The following is a 26,904-nucleotide window of genomic DNA, read 5'->3' on the forward strand; positions in this document are numbered from 1 at the left end:
GGGATACTTTAGCACAGTGGAGCGCCCGGCGCGACCGCATCACGGTAAAACTCGACTGCGCCGCTATGATTTACAGGATGGTTACATGGGGGAGGGGTGACCTTACCTGATGGCTCGCATCCGATCTGCCTCTGCTTTTGCTTGTTTCCAAGGACGCATGTGGCCGTTGACGAGGTCATCGTAGCCGCGGGCGATGGATTGCTGGACTCGTGCCCGCTCGTCGCTCGAGTTGATCTTTTCTGGGCGGCGCCTTGATTTGTCGGGGAATGCGGGCAGTTCGTTCATGAAACAGCCTTTCAAAAAAGAAAATGCCGGGGGGATCCCCCGGCCCTTGACTGCCCTCCATAGCGGAACGCAGCTCTTTTATACCATGCTGTGGTTGTCTAGCTCAAGTATAAAACACGAAAATATGTTCGTGTGTTTAACGTTTGAGTAACGCCTTAGATTTGCGACGTCTGTCCTGCGTCTAAATCACCGGGATATACCGCGACAAATACTCCTTGAGCGCGGGGTCGCACACATAGAGATACGTTCCCAGCATGCCACGCGTCATGAGGACATAGTAGGCGTTGACGATAATCTTCCGTAGCTCATCTTCGCTCGCTTTTTTCTTTGCGACAGCATCTTTGAAATTCGCTTTGTTAACGCAGACGGCTCCTTTATCGGTGTCGTAGTAAATGTCTGGCCCCAGAATGACGAATCCGTAATTGAGGTCGTAGCCCTGCACCGTGTGGATACATCCAACCTCGTTGACGGCGTTGGGGGAGTTAACCCAATCCTTTTGATTCGAGTTCCAACGTTTGGGGATGCCCTCAATGACGATGTCGAACGCGTCTTTGTGTTTCTTCGTTTCCCACTTCCACGCAAAACCTGCCGTCATGCGGGATAGACCAACTTCTTCTTCCTTGGCTTGCTGCAGGGAACAGAAATCCTTAAATCGGTCGACGATTCCAAACTGGTATCTGGGGATATCGCTGTCCGGATCCCCGGCTCGCGAATCGTAAGGCTCCGACGAAAAGAGTTCGTTGAACTTCATGCCGGTATGCATATACGCCTTGTTGTTGAGTAAGTCATAGACAAAATCGAGGTATTCGTCACCACCGCGTACGCGCATTTGTGTGCTTAGGCTGAACTCTTCAGTTTCAATGCCCGCTTCTTCGAGCTGATTGAGTCGATGCTCAAGGCCGTCTCGATTGAGGCCGGATGCGCGAACCTGCTGTTTGGGGTCGTAGAACAGGTACGCCTTGTCACAGCATTTGAATATCCAGTCAACCTGGTTGCTCGTATGCGGAAGGCCGAGGCGATCGCAGGTGTTGTAAAAAGCCCCAATGCCGGCGCCCATGCTTAGATAATTACCCAGTCGATGTGCTTCGTCGACAAGTAGGACGTCATAACGATCATTTTTGGTTACGTCACTGGGGCTCAAGATATCGCCAGGCTTTAGCCCTGGAAGGAAGTGCGTGAGTTTCCTGAGGGTCTTCTTCAGAGAATCCATCGGGGTGACAAAACCGACTCGCAGGCCGGAAAGGTTGGGCTCATTTTTGATTTTGAACATGAGACTGATGGCGAGGATTGTTTTACCTGTTCCCGGTGCGCCATTCACGACGGTTATACGTTCTCTTTTTGAGCCGCCATGTTTTGCGTCTTCATGCTCCTGTTCGAGACGTTTAAAAATCGTCTCGATCGTTTCGTATTGGTCGGGCGTAAGCGTCTTGAAAGGTGAGAACTTGAACAGATCGGAGTTCTCGAGCTCTTCAATCGGATGAATCGCGTAGTTTTCTTCGCGAAGCTTTGTCCAGAGGTCTCGGAACTTCTGGCGATATTGAGGCCGCTCAAAATAATCGAATTGGGCATAGCCGTTGTTGGCATTGGTGACCTGGTTTTTTTCGTCAGCACAGAACAGCTCAATAAGTCGATTCTCGAACTCGAACGTTGCGGATTGGTTGAAGGTGGGATTGTCGATCAGAAGGGTCCGGTCGAAGTCCTTGTCCACGTTTGCAGCGTGTTGTTTCATACGGCGCTGGTAGTTGGTTGTTTGACCGATGTATGCCGTCTTGTTTCTGCTGTTGGTAAGAATGTAAAGGACGGGCCAACTCTCGTCATGATGGGCTCCAGGCTTTGGCGTGCCAAAGTCCTGAAGCGATTCGCTTGTCTCAAAGGGTTGGGGCAGGGGAAGCGTGTATTGCCGAAGGGCGAACTCATTACTCACGGTGGCCCGCCTTTCTGTATTCGTTGGATGATGCGTTGATGGGGTAGCGCTCGCCATTGCGTTTGAGTTTGGACGAGAGCGCAGCTGGGAGATCGATTCTATTTAAATCGGCAAAACGCAGGAGGAAAAGAAGCATGTCGGCAATTTCGTCTTCGATGACTTGGCGCTGCTCGGCGTCTTCGAACATTTCTGCAATGCGCTCGTCGCTCATAAAACGAAAGAGCTGAAGGAGCTCGGAGGACTCAGTCGCCATGCCGATGGCAAGCTCTTTTGGCGTGTGATATTTGCGCCAGCCTCGATCGTCGCAAAAATCCCTGACTTGTTCCGTCATGGCATCGAGCTTATCCATCGTCCGCAACCTCCCTGATGTTCATTATTTTATTATGACCGTATCTGGGGTTTATTGCACATCATTTGGGATGTGCGGTTTGTTTGGACGCGATTCCCCGGTAGGAGGTTACACCATGAAGATCGATGTGGACGTAGATCAGCTGCGCGAGAGTTTGCTCGATCGCGCGGGGAGTGCAGTAGGCGTGGGCTTTCCGGCTGCCATGCTCGACGTAGTGGATATCGAGGACGAGTCGCCCCAAGAGCTCCTAGCCCGAGCCGAACGCGAAGGCCTCGACCTCCGCGATTTTGCCGTCGACGATGACTAGGAATGTGACAAGGATAGCTAATTTGGGACGGTCGTCTGCACCCGCAGCTGCGCGAAAATGCACGATAAACCGTCCCAATGGAGCCTAATGAGGTCGCGACCGTTCTATTTTGACTGCTCGCTGGCTAAGTGAGTAGGCTTTATTGGAAATCCTGAGCGCACGACTAATTTGCTTCAACAAACCCGCAGGTCAAAGACTTGTGCTTTGGTGACGTGGTCGGCGATTCGGCAAAAGTCTACTCACTTAGTTTTGAGAGGCGCTAATTGTTCGCAACGAGACCCCAGCCGGGGCGATTGGTGCTCAAATGTAGCCAATTCGGGACGGCTACCCCTGGCCGCTACGACGCGAGCGTGGCGATAACGGCTTCGTCGCCGGCGTATATATGGGTGTTGCCGTCGGGGATGATCGTTTGGCCATCGCGCTTGAGCATCACGACGATAAACGGGTGCTTGCCTTGCGGCACGTCGCGCAGGCGCAGTCCTGCCAGGCGACCGTGGGGTGTCACGGTGACCTCGCGCAGCGTAACCTCGGCACGCTCTTCAAACGTCGGGGCAGCCATCACCAACAGGTCACCTTCCTTGATCACAGTATCCCCGTTGGGCAGTACCGGATGCGCGCCATCGCGCAGCACCAGGACGACGAGCATGTTCGTAGCGTTGCCAATATCGGCAAGCGAGCGCCCGGCAAACGGATGCCCCGCGCCAACCTTGAGCTTAACAAACGACATGCCGTCCTCGTCGCGGTAGTCGTTAAACGTGCGGCGTACATCGCCTGCTGCATCGATCATGTCGAGTTTCTTCGCCACCGCCGGCAGTAGCGAACCCTGCACCACAATGCTCGACACGGCAATCACAAAGACCAGGTCAAACAGGTCATGTCCACCGGGAACGCCGGCCACCACGGCAAAGAGGCTAAAGACGACCGAAGCCGCGCCGCGTAGGCCCGCCCAGCTTACGAGCGCTACCTGGCGAGGGTTTGTCTTAAAGGGCGCCAGGAGCAGACCGACGGCGATGGGGCGGCTCACGAAGAGCATAAACGCCATGAGTGCCAGGCCCGGTAGCAGCATTTGCGGCAGGCGGGCGGGCGTCACGAGCAGGCCGAGCAAAAAGAAGATGGTCATTTCGGCCATCTCGGTGAGGGTGTCGAAGAAGTGCGCCAGCTCGACCTTACCGGTGATGTCGCTCGCGCCTAGCACGATGCCGGCAAGGTACACGGCTAAAAAGCCGTTGCCGCCCAGATAGCTCGGCAGCGCGTAGGCGACGATCGCCACGGCGAACAAAAAGATGGTCTGCGCGCCCTCGGCCGTTGCGTGTGCGCGCTCAATCAGGCGGCCCGATGCCCAGCCGATGGCAAGGCCCAGGCCCACACCCAGGATGATCTGCTTGGCCAGCAGCACAGGGATGTTAATGTCGCCGCCCGCCGCGAGGGTGGCGAGCACGGCAGTGAGCATGTAGGCGACAGGGTCGTTGGAGCCTGATTCGACCTCGAGCAGCGAGTCGGTGCCGCCCTTTAGCGACAGGTTGTGCTCGCGCAGCACGCTAAAGACGCTCGCTGCGTCGGTCGACGCCACGACCGAGCCCAGCAGCAGGCCGCCGATCCAGTCGAAGCCTAGCGCGAAGTGTGCAAAGGCGCCCGTGATGCCGGCGGTAATGACGACGCCGAGCGTGCTCAGCAGTACCGCGGGTGCGGCGACAGGTTTGGCGCGGTCGATATTGGTGTTAAAGCCGCCGTAGAACATGATGAACAGCAGCGCCGTGCTGCAGACGGTTTCGGTAAGCGCGTAGTCGTTAAAGTCGATGTGAGCCAGGCCGTTGACGCCCAACAGCATGCCCAGCGCGATAAAGATGAGCAGGGTGGGGAAGGGAAGCTTTTTGCCGACGGGTTTGATGGTCAGGCACAAAATGATGACGAGGCCGATAAAAAGAAGTATCTGGTTCATGGATAGTGTCCGCTCCTGGGAGGTTGGCGTGGCACGGTCAGTTATCTGCGGTTATTTGTACCCAAAGATGGTGGGTTTATGGGTTGAACGGAGGGCGTTCGCGATATCGTCACAGGCGGCGCCGTTTTTCTAGACCATTGGCGGCGACTCGTATCTACTTTTCAGCTTTATTGCAACGGAGTACAATGGGTAACGTTTAAGTTCAACTTGAAGTTTTAGTCGTGGCATCGGGCTTCGGCCGTAATGCAGGGAAAGGCGTTCCATGGCGATCTATGTGACATCCGATGCTCACGGGCACGTGCGCGCGCTGGACGAGGCCCTTTCCAAGATCTCGCTGGCGTCCGACGACACGCTGTACGTGTTGGGCGACATGATCGATCGCGGTCCCGATCCGGTCGGCGTCATCAACTTGGTGCGCTCGCTGCCCAACGCTCGCGTGCTTAAGGGTAACCACGAGCAGATTATGCTCGACGCGATCATTGGCCAGGACCCGCTTGATGCTGAGACCTGGGATATCAACGGCGGTTGGACCACGCGCCAGCAGCTCAACGATATGGAGTTTGAGGCATACGAGGAGCTGGTGCGCTGGGCTGCCGCCCTGCCACTCTATGCGGTGGCGGAGACTGCCGAGCGTCCGTATCTGCTGGTGCACGCCGGCATTCAGACCGAGGCGGCGCGTGCGTTTTTGCTTGAGCACGGTGTCGATTGCGGTGACGGCAGGGGAGCGGTCGATGCCGATAGCGAGCTGCTGCAGCAAATGCTTGCCGTGCAGTCGTCCGATGACTTGCTGTGGATTCGCCATGGCTATTGGGATGCTCCGACGGGGCTGCTATCTGCCGAGGGCAAAGGTCCGGTCGTGGTGAGCGGCCACACGCCCACGGTGTCGCTTGGACGTTATTGCGAGGTTGGCGGCCTGGCAGGGCTCGATGAGGAGTCGGGCCGCGGGCAGATTGTGCGCCTGGGCGGCGAGGATACCGCCGGCGTTCCCGACCGTATCGACATCGACTGCGCCGCCGCCACCGGCTCCGAGTTCGGCCGTGTAGGCATTCTGCGCCTGGACGACGGGGCCGAGTTCTATGCAAACATTCTCCCTGGCGAGTAATCGGTGCAAAGGGTAGCTAATTTGGGACGGGGCTTTTTTGACTACTTTTGCCCTTCTGCCCATCAAATGATTTTTCTGGGACGGGGATTACATAATCATTTGGCTGCCCGCTGGCTAAGTGAGTAGACTTTTTTGGAAATGCCGAGCACCCAACATGTTTGCCTCAATAAAACCGCAGGTCACAGACTTGTGCTTTGTCGGTGTGGTCGGGGATTCGGTAAAAGTCTACTCACTTAGTTTTGCGTGATGCATATTGTCCGCAACGAGACCCCAGCCGGGGTGATTCCATCGCATATTCCGGTGGCCGAGGCAGCTAATTAGACACCGTACGGGTTGCGGGCTCGTTCTATGCGCTGGCGAATGTGGGCGTACTCGACAATCAACAGCACCAGCAGTAGGGCCATAACCGCCAGGTAGCTCACCACGGCGCCCATCAGCCCCAGTAGGTTGATGAGGACCATCGGCACCACCACGCTCACGGCAAAGCAAATGAGGTAGATCTTGGTGACATCGTCGGCGTGGCGCAGCACTGTGATAATGGCGTAGATAAAATCGATGGCTGCGGTGATGCCGCCGGCGACGACCATCAGCAGCGCCAATGTGCGGTAACGCTCAAAGTTGAGGCCGTACATAAAGCTCATAAGGGGAATGCCGGGGCCTGCCATAAACGCGGCGCATGCGCCAGTGAAACCCAAGATCAGCGCCATGACGGCGACAATAATTAAGTCAAAGCGGCGACGCTTGCGCGGGTTAGCCCAAATGCTCGACAAACGCAAGAGCTGCGGTTTATAGATAAATCCAATGCTCAGCAAAATGGCCTGCGCCGGAAAGAATAGGGCATTAAAATACAGCTGATATTTGTAGGCCAGCGCGCCTTCCATCACAAATTTGGGCATGCTCTCGATAAGGTTGAACAAAAAGAGCGCGCCAAAGAGCGGGGCACACTGCGCAAAAAGGCGGCCGACTTCGCGTATGCTCACGCGACGCGATTTTTCGGTTTCGAGCAGGGCGAGCGGGGCGGTGACCAGCACAAGCGAGGCGATCGCTGTAACACCCATAGCCATGGCCGCGATGGGCATGCTGCGCGTGAGGAACAGTGCCGCGCTAAAGACCGCGATGACGCCGACGGAGCGCAGCGTTTGGCTCATGCCGGCCAAATAGAGCTTGTCGGCCTGCTGCAGGCGGCCCTCGTACACGTCGGCGATGCCGTCGATCACCTTATAGAGGTAGACGCCCAGGCCGATCGTCGCCATCTGCGCGTCATAGCCGCGGGCGCTGCTGTACATGAGGCCGCAGCCTAGGGCGAGAGCTCCGCAAAGCCAGCGGTTGAGCTGGTAGGAGGCAAAGGACGTCTTCTCGTCGATGTCCGAGACCTGAAAATTGCGTACGCCGTAGTTGCACGCGATCATGATGAGCGTGCCGGTGACAAAGGCAATGGAGAACTTGCCGGCTTCTTCGGCCCCCACGAGTTGCGTAGACACGATAGTGAGCAGCGGAAACGCCATGCCCCACACGGCGGTGCCGAGGGTATTCCAAAGGTAGTCACGGCTGGTGGCGTGCTCCTCGTATTCGGCTTCCTGCATGGAGAAACCGCCGCCGTAGACGGCGCCGAGCAGGCGGTTCCACCAGGCGTTGACCATACGGCGGACGGGACCGGGCTCGCGATCGCGCTCGCGCCGACGACGCGTGGCTTGGCCGCTATTTGGCCCGCCGGCGTTGCGCTGACTCAGCTCCTGGATACGCGCGAGCTCCTCGGCGGTGTGCGATGCGGGGAAGAGGCCGTTCTCGATGCGGCCGCCCTGGGCCTTTGCGGTGCCGCCTCTCGATACAGCGGGGTTGGCGATGCCGTTGCGGCGGGCGATGGCGCGGCGGATGCTATCGAGGGGCGAGATGCTCAAGGCGGGTCCTTTCTATTGCTGCGTTCTAGTATAGACGCGACGGTGTCACTCATGTTTTTGAACGGATTGTTCAATATTTTCGGGGGGCGGCAGTAAATTGTCGGTGAGCGTGCGGTATCCTGTTGAAGTTATGTGATACCACGATGCCGCCCGCGCGGCACCAAGGAGCTTCTACCTATGGACGTCGCCGCATTCTTGCTGGCTCTTGTGCCGATCATTTGGCTTGTCGTGATGCTGCTGTGCTTTAAATGGCCAGCTTGGAAAGCCGCCATCGGATCGTTTGTCCTTTCGTGCGTGCTTGCCTTCGCATGGTGGCACCTGCCGGCTTCGCAGATCGCGACCGCCTCGCTCGAAGGCTTTTTGATGGCCCTGTGGCCCATCGTTTTGGTAATCATCGCCGCGGTGTTCACGTATAACCTGTGCGTTCGCACGGGCGCCATGGACGTAATCGGCAGCATGATCACCTCCATCAGCAGCGATCGCCGTCTGCTGGCGCTGCTTGTGGCCTGGTGCTTTGGTGGCTTTATGGAGGGCATGGCCGGTTTTGGCACCGCCGTTGCTATTCCCGCCGGCATGCTCGCGGGCCTGGGCTTTGAGGCCGTGCCCGCCGTGCTCATCTGTCTGCTGGCCAACGGCGTGCCCACGCCCTACGGCTCCATTGGCATTCCCACGGTGTCCGTTGCCGGTCTGGTGGGCCTGGACCCGCTGCATTTGGCGACCGTTCAGATGGTGCAGTTGGCGCCTTTCTTTGCGATGATGCCTCTGTTTATCGTGCTGGTTGCGGGTCGTGTCGCCGATGACCAGGGTAATGTTGCGGGCGTTGCCGAGCGCCTGAACGGCGTGGCGGGCATCGCCGTGCTCTCCGGCGTGTCCTTTGCCGGTGCGGCTCTTGTCGTTGCTATGTTTGTGGGTCCCGAGCTTGCCGTCGTCGTCGGTTCCATCGTTTCGCTCGCGCTGACAGCTGCGCTTGCCATGCGTGCCGAGAAGTCGGGGCATCTGGACGCACGCTTCCACATGAATATCGAGGCCGGCGAGCAGCTCACCGCTAAGTCGGCGCTTTCGGCTTGGTCGTGCTTCATTTTGATCTTTGTGCTGCTGTTGGGAACGTCTAACCTGGTGCCTGCCGTGCATGCTGCGCTCGCACCGTTTGCGAGCCAGGTGCAGGTGTATTGCGGCGAGAACCCCGGCACGCTCACGTTTTCGTGGATCAACACGCCGGGCGTCTGGATTTTCCTGGCGGCGTTTGTCGGCGGCGCCATTCAGGGTGCTTCGCCGCGCATGATGGGCAAGGTACTGGCCGCGACCGTCAAGCAGATGATGCCGACGGTCATTACCATGCTTTCGGTTCTGGGCTGTGCCAAGGTTATGGGCTATGCGGGCATGATCTCTTCGATCAGTGCGTTTTGCATTGCGGTCGCCGGTGGCCTGTACCCGATTCTGGCTCCGTGGATCGGCGCGGTCGGTGCATTCGTGACCGGTTCGGGCACGTCTTCTGGCATGCTGTTTGGTCCCATCCAGAGCCAGGCTGCCACCGCGCTGGGCGTGAGCGACTACTGGATGGTCGCGCTGAACGCGCTTGGCGTCGCCGCCGGCAAGATGATCTCGCCGCAGACGCTTGCCATCGGCCTGGCCGCCGTGCACGTGCGCGGCAAGGATGCCGAGCTCCTGGGCGCCGTCCTGCCCTACGCCGCCGGCATGCTGGTCCTTATGAGCGCCATCGCCATGCTCGGCCAAGGCCTGCCGCTATAGTTGGCACTTAGGGACGCTCCTTTTGTGCCGGCATCCGGGGACACTCCTTGAATATTGCCTGTTCAAGAGTGTCCCCAACGACTCGTCGTTTAAGAACGTCCCCAATGACTACCCAATGACTAGGCCGCTTGCCTGCGATTTTTGACCGTTGGGCGGGCTTGCCGCCCTTGCCACAAAAACGTTTTTGCATATCGGGTACAACGGGCTTTACGTGAGTAAAGTGCGCGCCGCGCCCGCGTGACGCGCTTTTAAAGGAGGCCCCATGCCTGGTGTTACCCCTGCAGAAGTTCTGTCCAACTTTGGTATTACGCTGGTCGAAGATCCCGCCGAGAATCAGCCGCGTCTGCTGGTCGATCTACCTGCTGCGGAGCTCGTCGAGCACGCCATCCGCCGTGAAGAGGGCCGCATGGCATCCAACGGCGCGCTGGTAATCGAGACGGGGGAGCGCACCGGCCGTTCTCCCAACGACCGCTTTATCGTTGACACCCCCGATGTTCACGATAAGATCGCCTGGGGCGCCGTCAACCGCCCGCTTTCGATTGAGAGCTACGAGGCCATCAAGGCCGGCATCGTCGACTATCTCAACGAGCGCGATGTGTTCGTCACCCGCGGCATGGCGGGTGCCGACCGCAACCACACGCGTCGCCTGCTCGTTGCCTGCGAGCGCGCGAGCCAGGCGCTCTTCATTAAGCAGATGCTCGCCCGTCCGCTTGCTCGCGAAATTGCGCGCACCGGCGAGCCGGACTTTTGCGTGCTCGCGGCACCCGGGTACCAGTGCGACCCCGCCATCAAGGGCCTCAACTCCAGCGCCGCCGTGGTCATCAACTTCCAGGAGCGCGTGATTCTGGTTGCCGGCACCGGCTACTCCGGTGAGATTAAAAAGTCCATCTTCAGCGTCATGAATTACCTGCTGCCCGTCGAGGACGATGTGCTGCCCATGCATTGCTCGGCCAGCATGGATCCCGTCACGCACGAGACCGCGGTGTTCTTTGGCCTGTCCGGCACCGGCAAGACCACGCTTTCGGCCAATCCCACGCGCCTGCTGATCGGCGACGACGAGCACGGTTGGTCCGACATGGGCATCTTCAACATCGAGGGAGGCTGCTACGCCAAGTGCGAGGGCCTGGACGAGTTTCACGAGCCCGAGATCTTCAACGCCGTTCGCTTTGGCGCGATCTGCGAAAACGTGGTGCTCGACGAGAACCGCAAGCCCAACTACGATGACGTCTCGATCACGCACAACACGCGCGTTGCCTATCCCGTCGAGCATATCCCCAACGCGTGGACCAAGGGCATGGGCACCACCCCGAGCGTCGTGCTGTTTTTGACCTGCGATGCCTTTGGCGTGCTGCCGCCTATCTCGCGCCTGACGGCCGATGCCGCCATGTATCACTTTGTGACGGGCTTCACCGCAAAGATCCCCGGTACCGAGGTCGGCGTCACCGAGCCCACGCCCACGTTCTCCTCGCTGTTCGGAGAGCCATTTATGCCGCTCGACCCTATGGTCTACGCCAAGATGCTCGGCGAGCGTATCGCCGACGGTCGCACCCGCGTCTATCTGCTCAACACCGGCTGGATTGGCGGCGGTTATGGCGTGGGCCATCGCATCGAGCTTGCCTACACGCGCGCCCTGGTCGCACGCGCCCTCGACGGTACCATCGAGGACAGCGAGTTCTTGCACGACGATATCTTTAATGTCGACATTCCCACCACGTGCCACGGTGTGCCGGACGGCATCCTGGTGCCGCGCCAGTACTGGCAGAGCACAGCGCGCTACGACGAGGCCGCGCACAACCTGGCGGTGATGTTCGAGGAGAACTTCGAGAAGAAGTACTCGCACCTGCCCGAGTCCGTCAAGGCCGCCGGCCCGCACGCTCAGGTGTCCGCCGAGGCCCGTCATCGCGGCCGCGGCCTACTGGGACTCCGCCACTAGCGTCGCCTCGAGTCCATATCCACCACAAAGAGGCAGGCGCCTTTGTGGTGGTTTTGCTCGTGTGGATGACTCGGGTTACAATGCGCCTGACATATCGTCCCCTTCTCCGGATGGGGACAGCGTAAGCGCTCTTGTGACGGCACCGTAGGACTTTGAAGGTGGCCGTTGTAGGGGCGCTTTTTGTTTAGGCGCTCGCGTTGGCGCGAATTGCGAAAGGAGCACGTATGAAGAGCTTTATTGCCGAGGATTCATTTTGGGAGCTATTTCCACAGGCGTCGGTCGGCGTCGTAGTCGTAAAGGGCATGAAGCCCGCGGCTACGATTCCTCAAGAGGACGTGGACGCGATTGCGGCGCTGCTCGATCGCGCCAATATCGATGCGGAGCGTCATCTAACCAGCGATACTATCAGCGAGAACGCGCCGGTCAAGGCTTGGCGCGAGGCCTATCGCCTGTTCAAGACTAAAAAGGGCGCCCGCTGCTCAATCGAGAACTTGCTCAAGCGCGTGCTCAAGGGCAAGCCGGTCGGTCATATCACACCGGCGGTGGATATTTACAACACGGTGTCGCTGACCTACGCGCTGCCCGTGGGAGGCGAGGATTTGCACGCGATTGAGGGAGACCTTCGCTTGAAGGTGACCGACGGTGGCGATGCGTTCTTGCCGCTTGGCGAGGAGGCAGATGATCCGACGCTGCCCGGCGAGCTCGCCTACATCGATGATGCGGGCGCCGTGTGCCGCTGCTGGAACTGGCGCGACGGCGTTCGAACGGCTCTGTCCGACGATTCTGCCGATGCGTTCCTGGCGATTGAGTGTGTAGAGCCCGAGCGAATGGGGGACTGTCAGGCCGCGATCGATCGCTTAGCCGAGCTGCTCGAGCGCTATCTGGGAGCGACGGTTGTCGTTAAGACGCTTGTGACCCGCGATAACCCGCGCGTGGAACTCTAGCTCGGGCCAAACCACCACACAAACCACCACAAAGGTGCTGTCCCCTTTGTGGTGGTTTTTATGTTGATGAGTTAACAATTGGGATATTTGGGTACGGGGGTTCGGGCATGCGGCTAAGATGTTTACCCGTTAGCATCATGCAAGCGAAAGGCGGTCGTCTCCCATGCAGCAGAACGACGAGACACGTTTTGAGGATTTTGTCGGACTGATTAGCGGGCTCTACAAGGAGATCCAGCGCATTAAGGCATCTGAGGGCGCAAGGCTGGGCCTTAAGGGTTCCGATATCATGTGCCTGTACTATCTTGAGCGCAGCAAGGACGGCCTGACTGGTGCCGATCTCGCCCGCATGGCAGGCGTGACCCGCGCTGCCGTCTCGCGCACGCTGGCGCATCTGGAAGAGGGCGGCTACGTCGAGGTCGACGATTCGGGCGATGCCGCCGTTAAGTATCGCGCCCCGGTTCGCCTGACCACGTTGGGCGGCGAGAGCATGAATGAGGCCGATCGCATTATTCGCGAGGTGCTCGACGCCACCGGCAAGGCCATGGGCGTGGAGCAGCGCGAGCAGATGTACGCGTCGCTGCGTACGATTCTCGACACCCTGCGCGAGCTGTAGGGCCGCCTAGGCATTTGCTTCCCACTAACAACTGCATCGTCCCGTTTGAGCGCGTATACCGTGCCGGGGCATTGCTGTCAAAATTCCCTGCGCGGGACCTGCGCAAGAAAGGATTCGCTATGTCCGTCCGCATTATTACCGATTCCGCAAGCGATATGTCGCCGGCGGAGCACCCGGCACTGGCTGTTCTGCCGCTGTCCGTTACCTTTGGCACCGATGTTTACATGGATGGCGTCGACATCGATCACCAGCGCTTTTACGAGATGCTCGTGGAGCGCGATGAGCTGCCCAAGACCGGTCAGGTCAACCCGTACGCGTTTTCGCAGGCTATCGCCGAGGTTCGTGAAGCCGGCGATGAGGCCGTGATTATTACCGTGGGCGCTAAGCTTTCCGGCACCAATCAGAGTGCCCGTACCGCTCTTGCCGAGGCCCCGGGCGGCGATGTGTTCGTGGTAGACAGCAACAACGTCACCCTGGGCGAGCGCGTGCTGGTCGAGTATGCCCTGCGCTTGGTGGACGAGGGCCGTGGCGCTGCCCAGATCGCGGCGGCGGTTGAGGCCGTGCGCGACCGCGTGGTGGTTATCGGCCTGCTCGAGACGCTGGAGTACCTGGTGCGCGGCGGTCGCCTGTCTGCTGCGGCCGGCGCCGTGGGTACGCTGCTCAACGTAAAGCCCGTGGTGGCTGCCGAGGACGGTCTGATCGTGCAGCTGGGCAAGGCGCGCGGTTCCAAGAACGGTCGCAACCTGCTGAACCAAAAGGTCGAACAGGCGGGCGGCGTCGACTTTTCCATGCCGCTGGCGCTCGGCTATACGGGCCTTTCGGATGCGGTGCTCAAGAAGTATATCGAGGATAGTGCGACGCTGTGGGCTGGCCACACCGAGGGCGAGCTGCCCGTTCACACCATCGGCGCCACCATCGGCACCCATGTAGGCCCCGGTGCCGTAGCCGTAGCCTTCTTCCAGCCTGCCAACTAACCGACCTGCCAAAAAGGGACAGGTTTATTTTGGCAGGTTTTATCTGGGCAAACGCTACCTGCCATGCCATGTGATCCCTCGGCGATGACGGGGTTGCGGACCATCGGCCTCACGGAGGCCGCAAATGATCAGCAACCCTGCCGTCCCCGAGGGATCATTTGATTTATGCTGTTGCGGGCGGAAAGGAGCATCGATGGCGTCTGAGGGCTTTTTTGAGCGGGTGTACGAGGTAGTCGAGCAGATCCCTGAGGGGATGGTTGCCACGTACGGCCAGGTGGCGCTGCTCGCCGGCCGTCCACGAAGTGCGCGGTACGTGGGGTATGCCCTGCATAGCAATCCGCGCCCCGGCGAGATTCCCTGTCACCGCGTGGTGTTTGCCGATGGTCGCATTTGCGAGGGCTTTGCCTTTGGCGGTCCCGACGCTCAGCGCGAGCTCCTGCTGGGGGAGGGCGTGACGTTTGTCGACCCCATGCACGTCGACTTGGCTGCCTGTCGTTGGCCGGCTGGGTTATAGCGACTCGTTCGCGCTAAAACCACTACAAAGGTGCCTGTCCCCTTTGCGGTGGAACGCTGGCGCCGTTGACGTTTCCCCAGAAAAAACCTGCCAAAATTAATCAGTCCCTATTTGGTAGGTTTACCGTGTCTAACTTATGGAGAAGGTATGGCGGCACGATTTGACGCTGTAAAGTAAACAATGGTGAACTATATTGTATGCAGCAACGGAGCAGACCATAGGCGATGAAAAAGCCTGCCCTGTTGAGTTTGATTCGCATTCCTCCCCTCTGTGCGATTCAACGGTGTACTTCAGGAAAGCGCCCGTCGGCTGCCATGGTCGGCGGGCGCTTTCCTGTAGGCATGGGGCAAACCCATCAGGTCTGTTATCCCATAATGAGGTACTGACGTTTGGTTTTAGGGGGGCACTAACTTTGATTGTTAGTCCCGCTTACAGCAACCGATCTTGGTAAATCCCTGCGGCGCTTCTTCGCCTGCGGGGATTCTTGGGCTGTCGCTTCCCAGATATGCTTCTACATGCCGCGCGAACGCTTGCCACGACCACTCGTCTTTATCGGCCTCAAGCCGATCGGGAGAAATCGCGTTGAACAGGCACGTTGGAATCTCGTGCTCGTGCAGATTCTTAGCGATACACGGTGTGCAGCCCTTCTCGTGGTTGACAGGGTTAAATGGGCATTTCCGGTCGTTGCAGGTACAAAACGCAACTGAGCTCATGGGACTCCTTCCGGTCGGTCGGGTCTGCCGTAAAAGCTGCCGCATGTTAAACAATAGGGTGTCATTGCTTAACAGGATATAGCCTCAAGGTGCTTGCGACTTAGGGGTTCTGCCAAGCGGCTGAATATCTCGGCGACCGACCTCTGAAGAAAACAAAACCGCCGCAACGAGGATTGTGCCAATCGCGGCGGTTTAGTTTGAGTGTTGTTTATTGCTCTCGACTAGTACACCATGCCCATGGCGTCCTGAACCTCGGCCAGGGTCTGCTCGGCGATCTCGTTGGCACGACGGTTGCCCTCGTGCAGGACGTCCTTCACATAGTCCAGGTCGTTCTCGTAGCGCTGGCGACGCTCGCGGATCGGTGCGAAGTACCCGTTGACGGCCTCGGTCACGTACTTCTTGAGTTGGCCAGAGCCGCCCATGCCAATCTCCTCGCCAATCTCGACCTCGGAACGGCCGGTGCAGATGGCGGCGGTCGAAAGCAGGCCGGACACGCCGGGGCGGTTCTCGGGATCAAACGTAATCATGCGCTCGGAGTCGGTCTGGCTCTTCTTGATGCGCTTGGCCGTCTCCTCGGCGGTCATCGAGATATTAATGGCGTTGCCGTAGCTCTTGCTCATCTTGCGGCCGTCCAGGCCGGGCAGCAGTGGGGTCTCGGACAGCAGCGCGTCGACCTCGGGGAAGACCTTGCCGTAGCGGTTGTTAAAGCGGCGGGCGATGGTACGGGTGAGCTCGATGTGCGGCAGCTGGTCGCGACCGACGGGCACAACGTTACCCTTGCAGAACAGGATGTCGCAGGCCTGGTGTACCGGATAGGTGAGCAGAAGGCCGGTGAGCTCGTGGCCCGAGGCCTCCATCTCGGCCTTGACGGTGGGGTTGCGCGCCAGCTCGGCCTCGGAGACCAGCGACAGGAACGGCAGCATGAGCTGGTTGGCGGCGGGCACGGCGGAGTGCGTGTAGATCATGGTCTTGTCGGGGTCGATACCGCAGGCAAGGTAGTCCATGACCATGTTATACACGTTGTCCTGGATGTGCTCGGTGGTGTCGCGGTCGGTGATGACCTGGTAGTCGGCAATGAGCACGTTGGTCTTGGCGCCCATATTCTGCAACTCCACGCGGCCCTTGAGGGTGCCAAAGTAGTGGCCTAGGTGCAGACGGCCGGTGGGGCGGTCGCCGGAAAGCATGGTGAACTTCTCGGGCGTCTTGGCCAGGCCCTCGCGAATGGCGTTGCTCTTTTGCAGCGCGACTTCGTAGCTGTTCTCGTTTGGCATGATTGCTCCTAACGTATGTTCATGGGTCAAGATGATAACGCGTTTATCGAGAGGGGCGGGCGAAAGTGGGCAAGGGGGTGGTAAGGCGAGACATGCGTGGCGGTCGAGGCGCGGTCACGAGCGGCCGACGGTAAGCAGAACAATCTTCTGCAGCAAACCTTAATGCCTGTGGTGGCGCTCTCCCTTACGCTCCTCGGCCGCTTGCTCCTCCTGCTTAAAGGCGGGGTCGTCGGGGGTTATCAGCTCGTCTTCGTGCGTGCGCTTGTTGTAATGGTGGCGTAGCACGGGCTCAAACAGGTGCAGGTGCTTGGCGAAGGCTGCCGAGCCAATGCCAAGGACGGTAAAGATGAGCACGCGCATGGGGACTTCGACCTGGTTGATGGCGGCCGCACCGGCCGAAAGCAGGACACACCAGGCATAGATAAGCAGCACAGCCTGCTTTTGGTTATAGCCCTCTTGAATGAGGCGGTGGTGGATGTGGCCTTTGTCGGCCTGCCCAATGCTAATGTGGGCGCGCTTGCGGCGCACGATGGCGCTAAACGTGTCGATGATGGGCACACCGGCAACGATGAGCGGAATGATAAGCGAGGTGAGCGCGGCGGTGCGGCTCACATTAAGCAGCGAAATGGAGCCCAGCGCAAAGCCCAGCAGCAGCGACCCCGAGTCGCCCAGAAAGATGCTCGCGGGGTTGAAGTTGTAGCGCAAAAAGGCCAGGCAGGCGCCAAACAACGCGATGGAGAGCGCGGCGGCATCGATGCGGCCCGAGAGAACGGCCATCGAGAACATCGTGAACGATGCGATGCCGCAGATGCCTGTGGCCAGGCCATCGAGGCCGTCGATAAGGTTGATAATGTTGGTGAACGCCACCAGGTAGACCACGGTGATGGGATAGGCGAGCCAGCCGAGCATAATCTCGCCGGGGGCAAGCGGGTTGAGGATGACGCCGATTTTTAGGCCACCCACGCAGGCGATGAGCGCGGCGAGGACCTGGCCGGCGAGCTTTTGCTTGGGCTTAAGCTGGAAGACGTCGTCGATCGCGCCGGTCGCAAAAATGACGGTAAAAGAAAGCGCCAGCATGGGGTAGCTAATGTGCAGGCGCGGATGCGGGACCAAGACGGGCGGCCAGCCCAGATGCCAGGTGCCCATAATCTGAACGATGCAGGCAACGACCAGGCCCAAAAAGACCGCCGTGCCTCCCAAGCGCGGGATGGGCTTGGTGTTGATACGGCGTTTTGAAGGATAATCAACGGCGTCGAGCTTGATTGCCAGACGTTTAACCAGGGGCACCGTGAGGAAGGTCGTGATATATGCCGCGGCTGCCACGCAAAGGAACGGTATGTAGCTCGTGGATGAAGCCATGTATCAAAAACCGCCAAGCGTCGAAGGAAAAGGTCAAAGGATGCCATGCCGCAAAGGGTATAGCTGACCCATGATACTCGACCAAAGGGGGTGCGGGGAATCGCGCCAATCGATAATCACGCGCTTACCAGATATTGGGATGGTGGCGGGGGTTCTGCCGAGTGCCGTTGGATGTCATACGGGATCTGCGATGGCAATTTTTGGCAAAAACGGCAAAAGAAAACCACCCCCCACGTTACGAAAATGAACCCACCTAAAACAGGTGGGTGCCCTCATCGACCGTTCCAGCGTCCTTAACAACGAAGGATACCTGTACTACGTACGACTGTGTGGGCTCCCTAAATAAACGCGACGGTTCACCCAGTTGCTCCGCGGGGGGCGGAATACTTACATCATAAAGCGGCACTTTATCGATTCCAGTCTTGACATTACAAAAATCGTGTCGGACGATTACGGCGCCTTGGGCTCGAGCCGTCTGCGCGGTTGGTCCTTTTGCGTTTGACCTGCTGAATCGTTGTTTTGGAGCATGTTTTTATGCCGACGTCGTTGACCGAACTTTTTTCTCCCGCTTGCCATTTGTGTCCGCGCCGTTGCGGTGCGGCGCGCGATGAGGGTGCGCGCGGCGTATGCGGTGCTAACGACACGCTCAAGGTGGCCCGTGCGGCGCTTCATATGTGGGAGGAGCCGCCTATCTCGGGCGAGGCCGGTTCGGGCACGATCTTCTTTAGCGGCTGCTCGCTCAAATGCGTCTATTGCCAGAACCACGAGATTTCGACGGGCAATTTTGGGCTTGAGATTATGCCCGAGCGCCTGGTCGAGATTATGTTGGAGCTGCAGGACCAGGGTGCAAACAATATTAACCTGGTGACGGCGACGCACTACGCGCACCTGCTGCCGGCTGCGATTGCCGCGGCACGGGCGCGCGGGCTGGTTGTTCCAATCGTCTACAACACGAGCGGTTATGAGCGCGCGAGTGCCGTGGCGGCGCTCGGCGATCTGGTCGATGTGTGGCTAACCGACTTTAAATATGCCGATGCGGGGCTTGCGCAGTCGCTCTCTCACATTAAGGACTACCCGCGTGTGGCCGTGTCGGGTTTGGCGCAAATGGCGCGCGAGATTGAGCGCCGTGGGGGAAAGCTGGTGGACGAGGACGGGCTCATGAAGCGCGGCATGATCGTGCGTCACCTGGTGTTGCCGGGGCATGCGGACGATTCGTGTCGCGTGCTAGACCTGGTGTGGCAGACGGTGGGTGATGTGCCGATCTCGGTCATGAACCAGTACACGCCCAATGCGCTCATGCGCGAGCAGGGCGGCGACTTGGCGCGAGCCGTGACGCGCGAGGAGTACGAGCGGGTGCTCGACCATGCCGACGACTTGGGCTTTACGACGATGTTCTGGCAAGAGGGCGGCGCGGTAGACGAGAGCTTTACCCCAGCGTTCGACACTACCGGCGTCCTCACCAGCGCAAAGTAGCTCTTTTGAGCAGTCTTTTTGGGACGGGGCTATTTTAGCTGCCCCTGCCGTTAATCGTCCAAATCGTTTTCGCTATCTGCCTGGGTAGCTAAAAAAGCCCCGTCCCAAAAAGACTGCTCCCGGTGGGGGTCGAGCTACCATCCGAAAAGTAGTCAAAAAAGCCCCGTCCCAAAAAGACTGGGTATTGGGCGTTGACAGTTGGCGAGCCGTAGGTAAAATATCAACTTGTCCTGGGGACGTAGCTCAGTTGGGAGAGCGCTGCCGTCGCATGGCAGAGGCCGAGGGTTCGACTCCCTTCGTCTCCACCCTTGGATTTGATAAGCCGTCGACATTGTGTCGGCGGCTTTTTTTAAAAAGAAAGGGCTGCACTATGGCCGAGCTTGATTCCCAACCATTGTCCGACGAGGAGCGCGCCGAGTTGGAAGAGCTCCGCGCTGAGAAGGCCCGCCGCGAGGCCCAGGAAGAGGCCCGTCGCGAGCGTGAGGAGCTGGCCGCCCTGCGTGCCGAGCATGCGAAGGCCGAGGAGGCTGCCGCGAGCGCCGCATCCGAGCCGGCGCCCGCGCCCGTGCTCAAGCCCGCCGCTGCGAAGCCTGCGCCTGCTGCACCCAAGCCTCAGCCTAAAAAAGCCGCCCGCCCCAAGCCCGCCGAGTCCAAGCCGAGCCGTGACGAGATGACGTTTGCCCAGCGCATGGTCACTTCCAAGGAGCCCACGGCCGAGGGCGAGATCCCCGGTATGGCCCCGGCTCAAAAGATCATCATCGCGCTCGCCTTGGTCGCGTTTGTCGTCTTTATGGGCTACACGATCATGACCAGCATGGGCCTGCTCTAACCGATTTGCATCGGGCGTCATGTCCGCATGCTCTGCTCTCGTCCAACCCTCAACCTCTGCACAACGCATCCGAAAGGTCGCCCCATGGCTTTGACCGACATCTCGCATCCCACCGACATCGCAATGCTCACCGATCTGTACGAGCTCACTATGGCCCAGGGCCTGTGGGAGAGCGGCAAGGCCAATGAGCAGGGCTGTTTTACGGCGTTTTACCGCGACCATCCGTTTGGCAGCGCCTACGCCGTCATGTGCGGCACCGCCGAGCTGCCCGAGCTGGTCGAGAACCTGCGCTTTACGCCCGAGGATATCGACTACCTCGCATCGCTCCAGGCCCCGGCCGGCGGCGCGATGTTCAAGCCTGAATTCCTCGACTACCTGCGCGGTTTTCGTGCGCATGTAAACATCGACGCCGTCCCCGAGGGCGAGCTCGTCTTTCCGCGCGAGCCCATGGTGCGCGTCACCGGCCCCGCGCTGGAGTGCCAGCTGCTCGAGACGGCGCTGCTCAACATCGTCGGCTTCCAGACGCTTGTCGCCACCAAGACGGCGCGCGTGGTGCTGGCGGCGGACGGCCGTCCCGTGGCCGAGTTTGGCCTGCGCCGCGCCCAGGGTCCCGATGGCGGCCTGGCCGTCGCGCGCGCGAGCTACGTTGCCGGCTGCTCCTCTACGTCCAATGTGCTCGCCGGTCGCCGCTACGGCATTCCCGTCTTTGGCACGCATGCGCACAGCTGGGTGATGAGCTTCGATTCCGAGCTCGAGGCTTTCCGTGCCTTTGCCAAGTCGAGCCCCAAGAACTGCACGCTGCTCATCGACACTTATAATGTGCGCGAGGGCTGCGAGCATGCCATTACGGTTGCCAAGGAGATGGAGGCGGCGGGCGAGCGTCTGTCGGCCATTCGCATCGACTCAGGCGACCTCGCCAAGCTGTCCAAGTATGTCCGCGGCCGTTTTGATGCCGAGGGCCTGCCCTATGTGGGGATCTCGGTTTCCAACGATCTGGATGAATACACGATTCAGTCGCTGCTTGACCAGGGTGCGCCCATCGATAGCTTTGGCGTGGGCACCAAGCTCGCGACCTGCTACGACCAACCGGCGCTGGGCGGCGTGTACAAGCTTTCCGCCCGCCGTGCGAGCGAGGCGGACCCGTGGACGCCGGTGGTCAAGCTCTCCGAGCAGCCCTACAAGCGCACGATTCCGGGCGTGCAGCGCGTGCGCCGCTATTACGACGGCTTTGGCGGCCCGGTCTGCGACATGATCTATGACGAGGACCATCTGGCGGGGGAGGGCGCCGCGCGCGGCAATACCCTCGTGGCCGTGAACGATGCCGCCCTGGTGACCGACGTGTCCGAGCTTGAGTATCGCGAGCTGCTGGCGCCGATCGTGCGCGACGGCAGCGCTGTTGCCCCGCGCGAGAGCATCGAGGCCGCACGCGAGCGTTGCGCTTGGGCGCTGGACCATCTGGATCCGGTCTACAAGCGCTTCCTGTACCCGCAGACCTATGTGGTGGGCATGGAGCAGGGCCTGGCGCAGGTGCGTGACGAGCTCGTGCGCAAGAACATGGCCGCGGCTTCTGCCTTTCCCTGGGCTCGCTAATTTTGTTGGATGTAGGGTGGAATTACGTTCCCTCTGCCGTCAGCTCGCCCGAGCCCTCAACAGTTGATTGGTTTGACGTATGACGACTTCTTATAAAACGATGGTGGTAAAGATCGGTTCGTCCACGGTGGTGGGCGCCGATGGCAAGGTCAACCGCGCCTTTATCGGCGGGCTTGCCGATCAGGCTGCTGCCCTGCGCAAACTCGGCTGGCGTCTGGTCGTGGTGAGTTCGGGCGCCATTGCCTGTGGCTATCCCGTGCTGGGCTTTGACCGCAAGCCGGTCGGTGACCTGCCGAGCCTGCAGGCCTGCGCCTCGGCCGGTCAGTGCATCATCTCGTCGGCCTACGACGAGGAGTTCCATGCGCGCGACCTGCTTACCTCGCTCGTGCTGCTCACACGTCACGACACGGCCCGTCGCACGTCCTATCTGCACGCGCGCGACGCGCTGCTGCGTCTGGTGGAACTGGGCGTGGTGCCGGTCGTCAACGAGAACGACACCGTTACCGTCGACGAGATTAAGTTTGGCGACAACGACACGCTGGCGGCGCTTGTGGGCTGCCTGGTTTCTGCCGACCTGTGCGTGACGCTCTCGGACATCGACGGCCTCTATACCGCCAATCCGCACGAGGACCCCACGGCCGAGTTCGTCCCAGTCGTGCATAGGATCGATGCCAAGATTATCGCGTCGGCGGGCGATTCTTCCACATCGGTTGGCACAGGCGGCATGATTACCAAGATCCGCGCGAGCCGCATCCTGATGACGGCGGGCATTCAGAGCGTGATTTGCTCGGGCGAGGAGCCCGATGCGCTCGTGCGCCTTGCCCGCGGCGAGAGCGTGGGTACGCTGTTCGATCCGCCGGCGGAGCGCCTGGACATTGCGCCCCGCAAGCTGTGGATTGCACTGGGCGACAAGGCGCATGGCTCGGTGACGGTCGATGACGGCGCCGCGAAGGCGCTGGTCAGCCGCGGTTCTTCCCTGCTTGCGGTGGGTATTCGCAAGGTCGATGGCACGTTTGCCGAGGGCGATGTGCTCGACGTGTGCGATCCGAGCGGCATGGTTGTCGCCCGCGGTATCGCCGAGGCCGATTCGGACGTGCTGGAGCTTGCAGCCGGACGCCGCCAGGACCAGATTGCCGGCAACCGCTTGCTGGCAGACTTGGCCGAGAAGCCCGCGATCCACCGAGACAACTTGATCGTCTTTGCATAAAGAAAGACAGCGCTGCGGATCGTTTCCCGCAGCGCTGTCTTTCTCGTGCCGGCACTTGGGGACGTTCCTATTGTGCCGGCTGATGGGGGACACTCCTTTGCTAGAAGATTCGACGCAGGTCTCCGCGGTTGAGGGCCTCGTCGAAGAGGTGCTTGAACACCACGCTGCCGTGCAGGCCGTCGTGCTCGAACTCGTTGGTCACCCAGGCATGTGAGTTGCCCACGCGACTGAGCGTGTCGAGCTGCAGGCCCGAATCCACGTACATGTCGTCGAAATACACCGCGGCTTGGAGCGGCACCTCGTTGCAGGCCAGGCGCTGCGGGTCGTAGATCTTGTCCCAGCTGGTGTCTTCCATCAGCAGGTCCATGGCGGGCTTGAAGGGCTTGAGCTCGGGCATCTGCTCAAACATCCACGGGAACATGGCCTCGCCGGTAAACATGAGTGGGCGCGCGAGGGTGTCGAACTCGGCACGATGGGCCTTTTCCTCGGCGGCTGCCCAGCCAATGGGCATCGTGTCGCCATCGGCGTAGATGAATTCCTGCAGCGTCCAGTACAGCGGATTCGTGCGCGTGTTGGTGCGCTCGAAGGCGCGCATCAAAAAGCTGTCTGATACCGAGGATCCGCAGTTCAGCGTACCGTCGCCATTAACAAACGCGTGGTCGATAATCCAGTGCATGCGCTCAAAGCTCGGCTTCATGCCAAAGTCGCTGCCCATGAGCTGCAGGCGCTCGACCGTCATCGGCGAGCCGTCGGGCAGCGCGGGCTTTTGCTCCTCGAGGGCATCTGCCAGGGCCGCCACGCGCTCGACGTCGGCGGGGTAGCGGTCGTAATACTGCTGAGTCTTGGCCGCCATACGCGGGAAGGTGTGCGCGTAGACCTCGCTGGCACTCGCCGGTACGTGGGGAATGCCGCCGCAGGTAAAGCTCGCCGCCACGCCCTCGGGGAAGAGCGACAGATAGCTCAACGTCAAAAAGCCGCCGTAGCTCTGGCCGAGTGTGACCCAGGGCTTGCCGCCAAAGCCCACCAGGCGCAGGTACTCAAAGTCGCGCACGATGGAGCTGGCGAGGTGGCGCTTGAGAAAATCCGCCTGCGAGCGGGCCGCATCGGAGCCTGCCGCCTCGGCGCGCTCACCCAGTGCGGCAATCGTGCGCCCGTCTACACAGCTGCTGCGCCCGGTACCGCGCTGGTCGGGCAGGACGACGCGGAAGTGCTTGACGGCCTCCTCGATCCAGCCGTCGCTTGTGGGCGACAGCGGACGCGGGCTCTCACCGCCGGGGCCGCCCTGCAAAAAGAGGAGGAGTGGCAGGTCGTCGTTGATACGGTCGGGAGCGCAAACCACGCGGTAGAAAAGCTTGATGCTCTCGGGTGCGCCGGCGATGGGCGCCGGCATGGCGCCGCGGCGCATGGTGCTGCCGAAGGCCAAAAGCATTGGCTCCAGGCCGCGCCAATCCAAGGGGACGTCGATGCTGTGGTCCTCGACATAGAGGCCGGGGACGTGGTACGAAGTGATGAGGGCCATGCGGTACTTCCGTTCGTTGCGGTGTTTCGGGTTGACCAATTCTACCGCCGCCAGCGAGGATGCGCATAAATCGGCTACCATGGTTGGCAAACTACTAAGAGAAAGGGCCGCCCATGTCGGTCGATATAGCCACGTATGTCCACGATCTTGCCGTTGCCGCCAAGGCAGCGTCGGCCTCGCTTGCCACGGCGAGCGACGAGCAGCGCCAGGAGGCCGTGCGCGCCATGGCCGCGGCGCTGCGCGATGGCGTCGATTCCATCGTCGCCGCCAACGAGCTCGATATGTCCGCTGCGCGCGATGCGGGCACCTCGGCGGGGCTCCTCGACCGTCTGCTGCTGACGCCCAAGCGCGTCGAGGGCATGGCCGCCGGCCTGGAGAAGCTCGCTGAGCTGCCCGATCCTGTCGGCCGCGTGCTCGACCACCGCGTACTTGCAAGTGGTGTGGACCTCACCCGCGTGAGCGTGCCGCTGGGCCTGGTCGCCATGGTGTATGAGGCGCGCCCCAACGTGACGGCCGATGCCGCGGGCATCTGCATCCGCACCGGCAACGCCTGCATTCTGCGCGGCGGTTCGCTGGCCTATCACTCGTGCGCCATGATTGCCGAACTGCTGGCCGATGCGCTCGAGGCCAAGGGTTTCCCGCGCGAGGCTATCTCGATGATCGAGTCCACCGACCGCGAGGCCACCGGCGAGCTCATGAAGCTTCGCGGCATCGTCGACGTGCTTATTCCGCGTGGCGGTGCGGGCCTGATCCAGCGCTGCGTGCGCGAGTCGCTTGTGCCGGTTATCGAGACGGGCACGGGAAACTGCCATATCTACGTGCATGAGTCGGCCGACTTTGACAAGGCGCTCAACATTATCGTCAATGCCAAGACCCAGCGCGTGGGCGTGTGTAACGCCGCCGAGTCGCTGCTTGTGGACCGCGTCGTGGCAGATTCGTTTTTGCCGGCGGTCGTGGCCGTGCTGCACGACCACGGCGTGCTGATTCACGGCGACGGGGCCGCGTGTGCCGCATGCGCCGACGCCGGTCTTGCCGAGGGCGACGACTACGTGGCCGCGACCGAGGAGGACTGGGGCCGCGAGTACCTGGCGCTCGAGATGAGCGTGAAGGTCGTGGCGAACGAGGACGAGGCCATCGCGCACATCAACCGCTATGGCACTATGCATTCCGAGGCCATCATCGCCGAGGACGCGGACGCTTGCGAGCGCTTTTTGGATGAGATCGATGCCTCGGCCGTGTATGCCAACGCCAGCACGCGCTTTACCGACGGCGGCGAGTTTGGCCTGGGCGCCGAGATCGGCATCTCGACCCAAAAGCTCCACGCCCGCGGCCCCTTTGCCGCCGAGGCCCTCACCACCTACAAATACAAGCTCCGCGGCACCGGCCAGGTCCGCCCCTAAACCTCCCAAAAAGGGACAGGTTTATTTTGGCAGGTTTTATCTGCGGTTTTGCCGGGCGACGCGTTCGCCCGGCTTTTTTCTCCGTATGCCTTTTCTGCCTTTCGGCTTGAGCCGCGGCGATATACGATAGTGACACCGTGTCTTAGCACCGACTCACCTGGAGGTATTGCCATGTCTCAGACGCTTTCCGCCGGAATCACCCGCGACCGTGCGTTCGAATTGCTCAACGAGCACAACAAGGATCCGTTCCACATCACCCACGGCGAAACGGTCGAGGGCACCATGCGCTACTTTGCGCGCGAGTTCGACCCCGAGAACGAGGAGTTTTGGGGCATCGTCGGCCTGCTGCACGACCTGGATTGGGAGGAGCATGAGGACGACCCCGTGAACCACACCATCTATGCGGCCGAGATCCTCGAGGGCGAGGGCGCATCGCCCGAGCTCATCCGCGCCATCCAGACGCATACCTCGGACTTCAACACCTCGCTGCCCAAGCCCGAGCTGCAGATGGAAAAGATCCTGTTTGCCTGCGACGAACTTACCGGCCTGATTGGGGCTGCCGTGATCATGCGTCCGAGCAAGAGCGTCATGGACTTTACGACCAAGTCGCTCAAGAAGAAGTTCAAGGACAAGCGCTTTGCCGCCGGCTGCTCGCGCGACGTGATTACGCAGGGCGCCGAGATGCTGGGCTGGGAGCTCCCCGAGCTTTTCGACCGCACCATCGCGGCCATGCAGTCCTTCGCGCCCGACCGCGACACCTTCCAGGCCTAACCTGCCAAAAAGGGACAGGTTTATTTTGGTAGGTTTTATCTGGGAAGACGCTTCCGTTGGACGTTATTCAGCGGAAGCGTTTTCTGTTTAACATGGTGGCGCTTGCGAATGGCGGCGCCTCGCGGCAGGCAGCTGCGCTTCGCCGTATCCGTAACTCGGTAAACGCGACGCTAGGACGCGTTCTTAATAATCCATATTCCGAGTCCGGTCAGCAGCTGAACCTGCTTAACGGTTAGCCCTT

The 26,904-nt window shown here is 60.3% G+C and carries 23 protein-coding genes and 1 tRNA gene; 15 read left to right on the top strand and 9 right to left on the bottom strand.

Annotated elements, in window-relative coordinates; all coding sequences use genetic code 11:
- Positions 1-102 precede the first annotated feature (102 nt).
- From ACTM82_RS02570 to ACTM82_RS02580, 3 genes are all read right to left on the bottom strand, one after another.
- Positions 103-285 carry a hypothetical protein gene (locus tag ACTM82_RS02570; RefSeq protein ID WP_441054071.1) on the bottom strand — a complete coding sequence of 61 codons (183 nt, stop codon included), beginning with the start codon at positions 283-285 and terminating at the stop codon, positions 103-105.
- 181 nt (positions 286-466) lie between these two features.
- On the bottom strand, positions 467-2,209 hold the full coding sequence (locus ACTM82_RS02575) for a DNA/RNA helicase domain-containing protein (protein ID WP_441054069.1): 1,743 nt from the start codon (positions 2,207-2,209) through the stop codon (positions 467-469).
- On the bottom strand, positions 2,202-2,558 hold the full coding sequence (locus tag ACTM82_RS02580) for a nucleotide pyrophosphohydrolase (protein WP_441054067.1): 357 nt from the start codon (positions 2,556-2,558) through the stop codon (positions 2,202-2,204). Before ACTM82_RS02580 ends, ACTM82_RS02575 begins: the two co-directional genes overlap by 8 nt.
- 115 nt (positions 2,559-2,673) lie before the next feature.
- Between ACTM82_RS02580 and ACTM82_RS02585 the strand changes: the two genes are divergently transcribed.
- Positions 2,674-2,865: a hypothetical protein gene (locus ACTM82_RS02585; protein WP_441054065.1), complete on the top strand. Its 192-nt coding sequence runs from the start codon at positions 2,674-2,676 to the stop codon at positions 2,863-2,865.
- Between the two features lie 337 nt (positions 2,866-3,202).
- On the opposite strand, the gene ACTM82_RS02590 is transcribed toward ACTM82_RS02585, so the two are convergent.
- Complete coding sequence (locus tag ACTM82_RS02590; protein WP_441054063.1) at positions 3,203-4,804, bottom strand: potassium/proton antiporter; 1,602 nt, start codon at positions 4,802-4,804, stop codon at positions 3,203-3,205.
- A 262-nt stretch (positions 4,805-5,066) separates the two neighbouring features.
- Between ACTM82_RS02590 and ACTM82_RS02595 the strand changes: the two genes are divergently transcribed.
- Complete coding sequence (locus ACTM82_RS02595) at positions 5,067-5,906, top strand: metallophosphoesterase (RefSeq protein WP_441054061.1); 840 nt, start codon at positions 5,067-5,069, stop codon at positions 5,904-5,906.
- Positions 5,907-6,223: 317 nt separating this feature from the next.
- Here ACTM82_RS02595 and ACTM82_RS02600 read toward each other — a convergent pair whose 3' ends face one another.
- A complete protein-coding gene (locus ACTM82_RS02600; RefSeq protein ID WP_441054059.1) occupies positions 6,224-7,804 on the bottom strand; it encodes a lipopolysaccharide biosynthesis protein in 1,581 nt (526 codons plus the stop codon).
- Positions 7,805-7,981: 177 nt separating this feature from the next.
- Here ACTM82_RS02600 and ACTM82_RS02605 point away from each other — a divergent pair, with 177 nt between their 5' ends.
- The 6 genes from ACTM82_RS02605 to ACTM82_RS02630 all read left to right on the top strand — a co-directional run bounded on the left by ACTM82_RS02605 (position 7,982) and on the right by ACTM82_RS02630 (position 14,531).
- Positions 7,982-9,553, top strand: coding sequence for an L-lactate permease (locus ACTM82_RS02605; RefSeq protein ID WP_441054057.1), 1,572 nt, complete (start codon positions 7,982-7,984; stop codon positions 9,551-9,553).
- A gap of 262 nt (positions 9,554-9,815) precedes the next feature.
- The gene (gene pckA, locus ACTM82_RS02610) at positions 9,816-11,486 is read left to right on the top strand and encodes a phosphoenolpyruvate carboxykinase (ATP) (RefSeq protein ID WP_427719537.1); all 1,671 of its coding nucleotides are present in this window, start codon (positions 9,816-9,818) and stop codon (positions 11,484-11,486) included.
- A gap of 224 nt (positions 11,487-11,710) precedes the next feature.
- Entirely contained in the window at positions 11,711-12,430 is a 720-nt protein-coding gene (locus tag ACTM82_RS02615) for a B3/B4 domain-containing protein (protein WP_441054055.1), read from the top strand.
- Between the two features lie 163 nt (positions 12,431-12,593).
- The gene (locus tag ACTM82_RS02620; protein ID WP_154515655.1) at positions 12,594-13,043 is read left to right on the top strand and encodes a MarR family winged helix-turn-helix transcriptional regulator; all 450 of its coding nucleotides are present in this window, start codon (positions 12,594-12,596) and stop codon (positions 13,041-13,043) included.
- A 119-nt stretch (positions 13,044-13,162) separates the two neighbouring features.
- Positions 13,163-14,017 carry a DegV family protein gene (locus ACTM82_RS02625; RefSeq protein WP_441054053.1) on the top strand — a complete coding sequence of 285 codons (855 nt, stop codon included), beginning with the start codon at positions 13,163-13,165 and terminating at the stop codon, positions 14,015-14,017.
- Between the two features lie 193 nt (positions 14,018-14,210).
- Positions 14,211-14,531, top strand: coding sequence for an MGMT family protein (locus ACTM82_RS02630; protein WP_154515649.1), 321 nt, complete (start codon positions 14,211-14,213; stop codon positions 14,529-14,531).
- 419 nt (positions 14,532-14,950) lie between these two features.
- Here the strand turns inward: ACTM82_RS02630 and ACTM82_RS02635 are convergent, their stop codons facing one another.
- From ACTM82_RS02635 to ACTM82_RS02645, 3 genes are all read right to left on the bottom strand, one after another.
- Positions 14,951-15,244, bottom strand: a complete 294-nt coding sequence (locus ACTM82_RS02635; protein WP_195838532.1) for a DUF6485 family protein — start codon at positions 15,242-15,244, stop codon at positions 14,951-14,953.
- Positions 15,245-15,465: 221 nt separating this feature from the next.
- Positions 15,466-16,515 (bottom strand): tryptophan--tRNA ligase, encoded by a 1,050-nt coding sequence (trpS, locus tag ACTM82_RS02640; RefSeq protein WP_441054051.1) that lies wholly within the window; start codon positions 16,513-16,515, stop codon positions 15,466-15,468.
- A 159-nt stretch (positions 16,516-16,674) separates the two neighbouring features.
- Positions 16,675-17,874 carry an MraY family glycosyltransferase gene (locus ACTM82_RS02645; protein ID WP_427727958.1) on the bottom strand — a complete coding sequence of 400 codons (1,200 nt, stop codon included), beginning with the start codon at positions 17,872-17,874 and terminating at the stop codon, positions 16,675-16,677.
- Between the two features lie 534 nt (positions 17,875-18,408).
- Between ACTM82_RS02645 and ACTM82_RS02650 the strand changes: the two genes are divergently transcribed.
- From ACTM82_RS02650 to proB, 5 genes are all read left to right on the top strand, one after another.
- The gene (locus ACTM82_RS02650) at positions 18,409-19,347 is read left to right on the top strand and encodes a radical SAM protein (protein WP_441054049.1); all 939 of its coding nucleotides are present in this window, start codon (positions 18,409-18,411) and stop codon (positions 19,345-19,347) included.
- A 232-nt stretch (positions 19,348-19,579) separates the two neighbouring features.
- Positions 19,580-19,652, top strand: a tRNA-Ala gene (locus ACTM82_RS02655).
- 65 nt (positions 19,653-19,717) lie between these two features.
- Positions 19,718-20,176 carry a hypothetical protein gene (locus tag ACTM82_RS02660; protein ID WP_441054047.1) on the top strand — a complete coding sequence of 153 codons (459 nt, stop codon included), beginning with the start codon at positions 19,718-19,720 and terminating at the stop codon, positions 20,174-20,176.
- A gap of 84 nt (positions 20,177-20,260) precedes the next feature.
- Positions 20,261-21,766 carry a nicotinate phosphoribosyltransferase gene (locus ACTM82_RS02665; RefSeq protein WP_441054045.1) on the top strand — a complete coding sequence of 502 codons (1,506 nt, stop codon included), beginning with the start codon at positions 20,261-20,263 and terminating at the stop codon, positions 21,764-21,766.
- 79 nt (positions 21,767-21,845) lie between these two features.
- Positions 21,846-22,973: a glutamate 5-kinase gene (gene proB / locus ACTM82_RS02670; RefSeq protein WP_441054043.1), complete on the top strand. Its 1,128-nt coding sequence runs from the start codon at positions 21,846-21,848 to the stop codon at positions 22,971-22,973.
- 100 nt (positions 22,974-23,073) lie between these two features.
- Here proB and ACTM82_RS02675 read toward each other — a convergent pair whose 3' ends face one another.
- Positions 23,074-24,573 (bottom strand): alpha/beta fold hydrolase, encoded by a 1,500-nt coding sequence (locus ACTM82_RS02675; RefSeq protein WP_441088508.1) that lies wholly within the window; start codon positions 24,571-24,573, stop codon positions 23,074-23,076.
- A 32-nt stretch (positions 24,574-24,605) separates the two neighbouring features.
- On the opposite strand from ACTM82_RS02675, the gene ACTM82_RS02680 reads away from it, so the two are divergent.
- Both ACTM82_RS02680 and ACTM82_RS02685 read left to right on the top strand, forming a co-directional pair.
- The gene (locus ACTM82_RS02680; protein ID WP_441054039.1) at positions 24,606-25,892 is read left to right on the top strand and encodes a glutamate-5-semialdehyde dehydrogenase; all 1,287 of its coding nucleotides are present in this window, start codon (positions 24,606-24,608) and stop codon (positions 25,890-25,892) included.
- 171 nt (positions 25,893-26,063) lie between these two features.
- Positions 26,064-26,663 (top strand): HD domain-containing protein, encoded by a 600-nt coding sequence (locus ACTM82_RS02685; RefSeq protein WP_427747469.1) that lies wholly within the window; start codon positions 26,064-26,066, stop codon positions 26,661-26,663.
- Positions 26,664-26,904 lie beyond the last annotated feature (241 nt).

The organism is Collinsella sp. HCP3S3_E5 (assembly GCF_052067635.1).
Classification (GTDB): Bacteria; Actinomycetota; Coriobacteriia; order Coriobacteriales; family Coriobacteriaceae; genus Collinsella.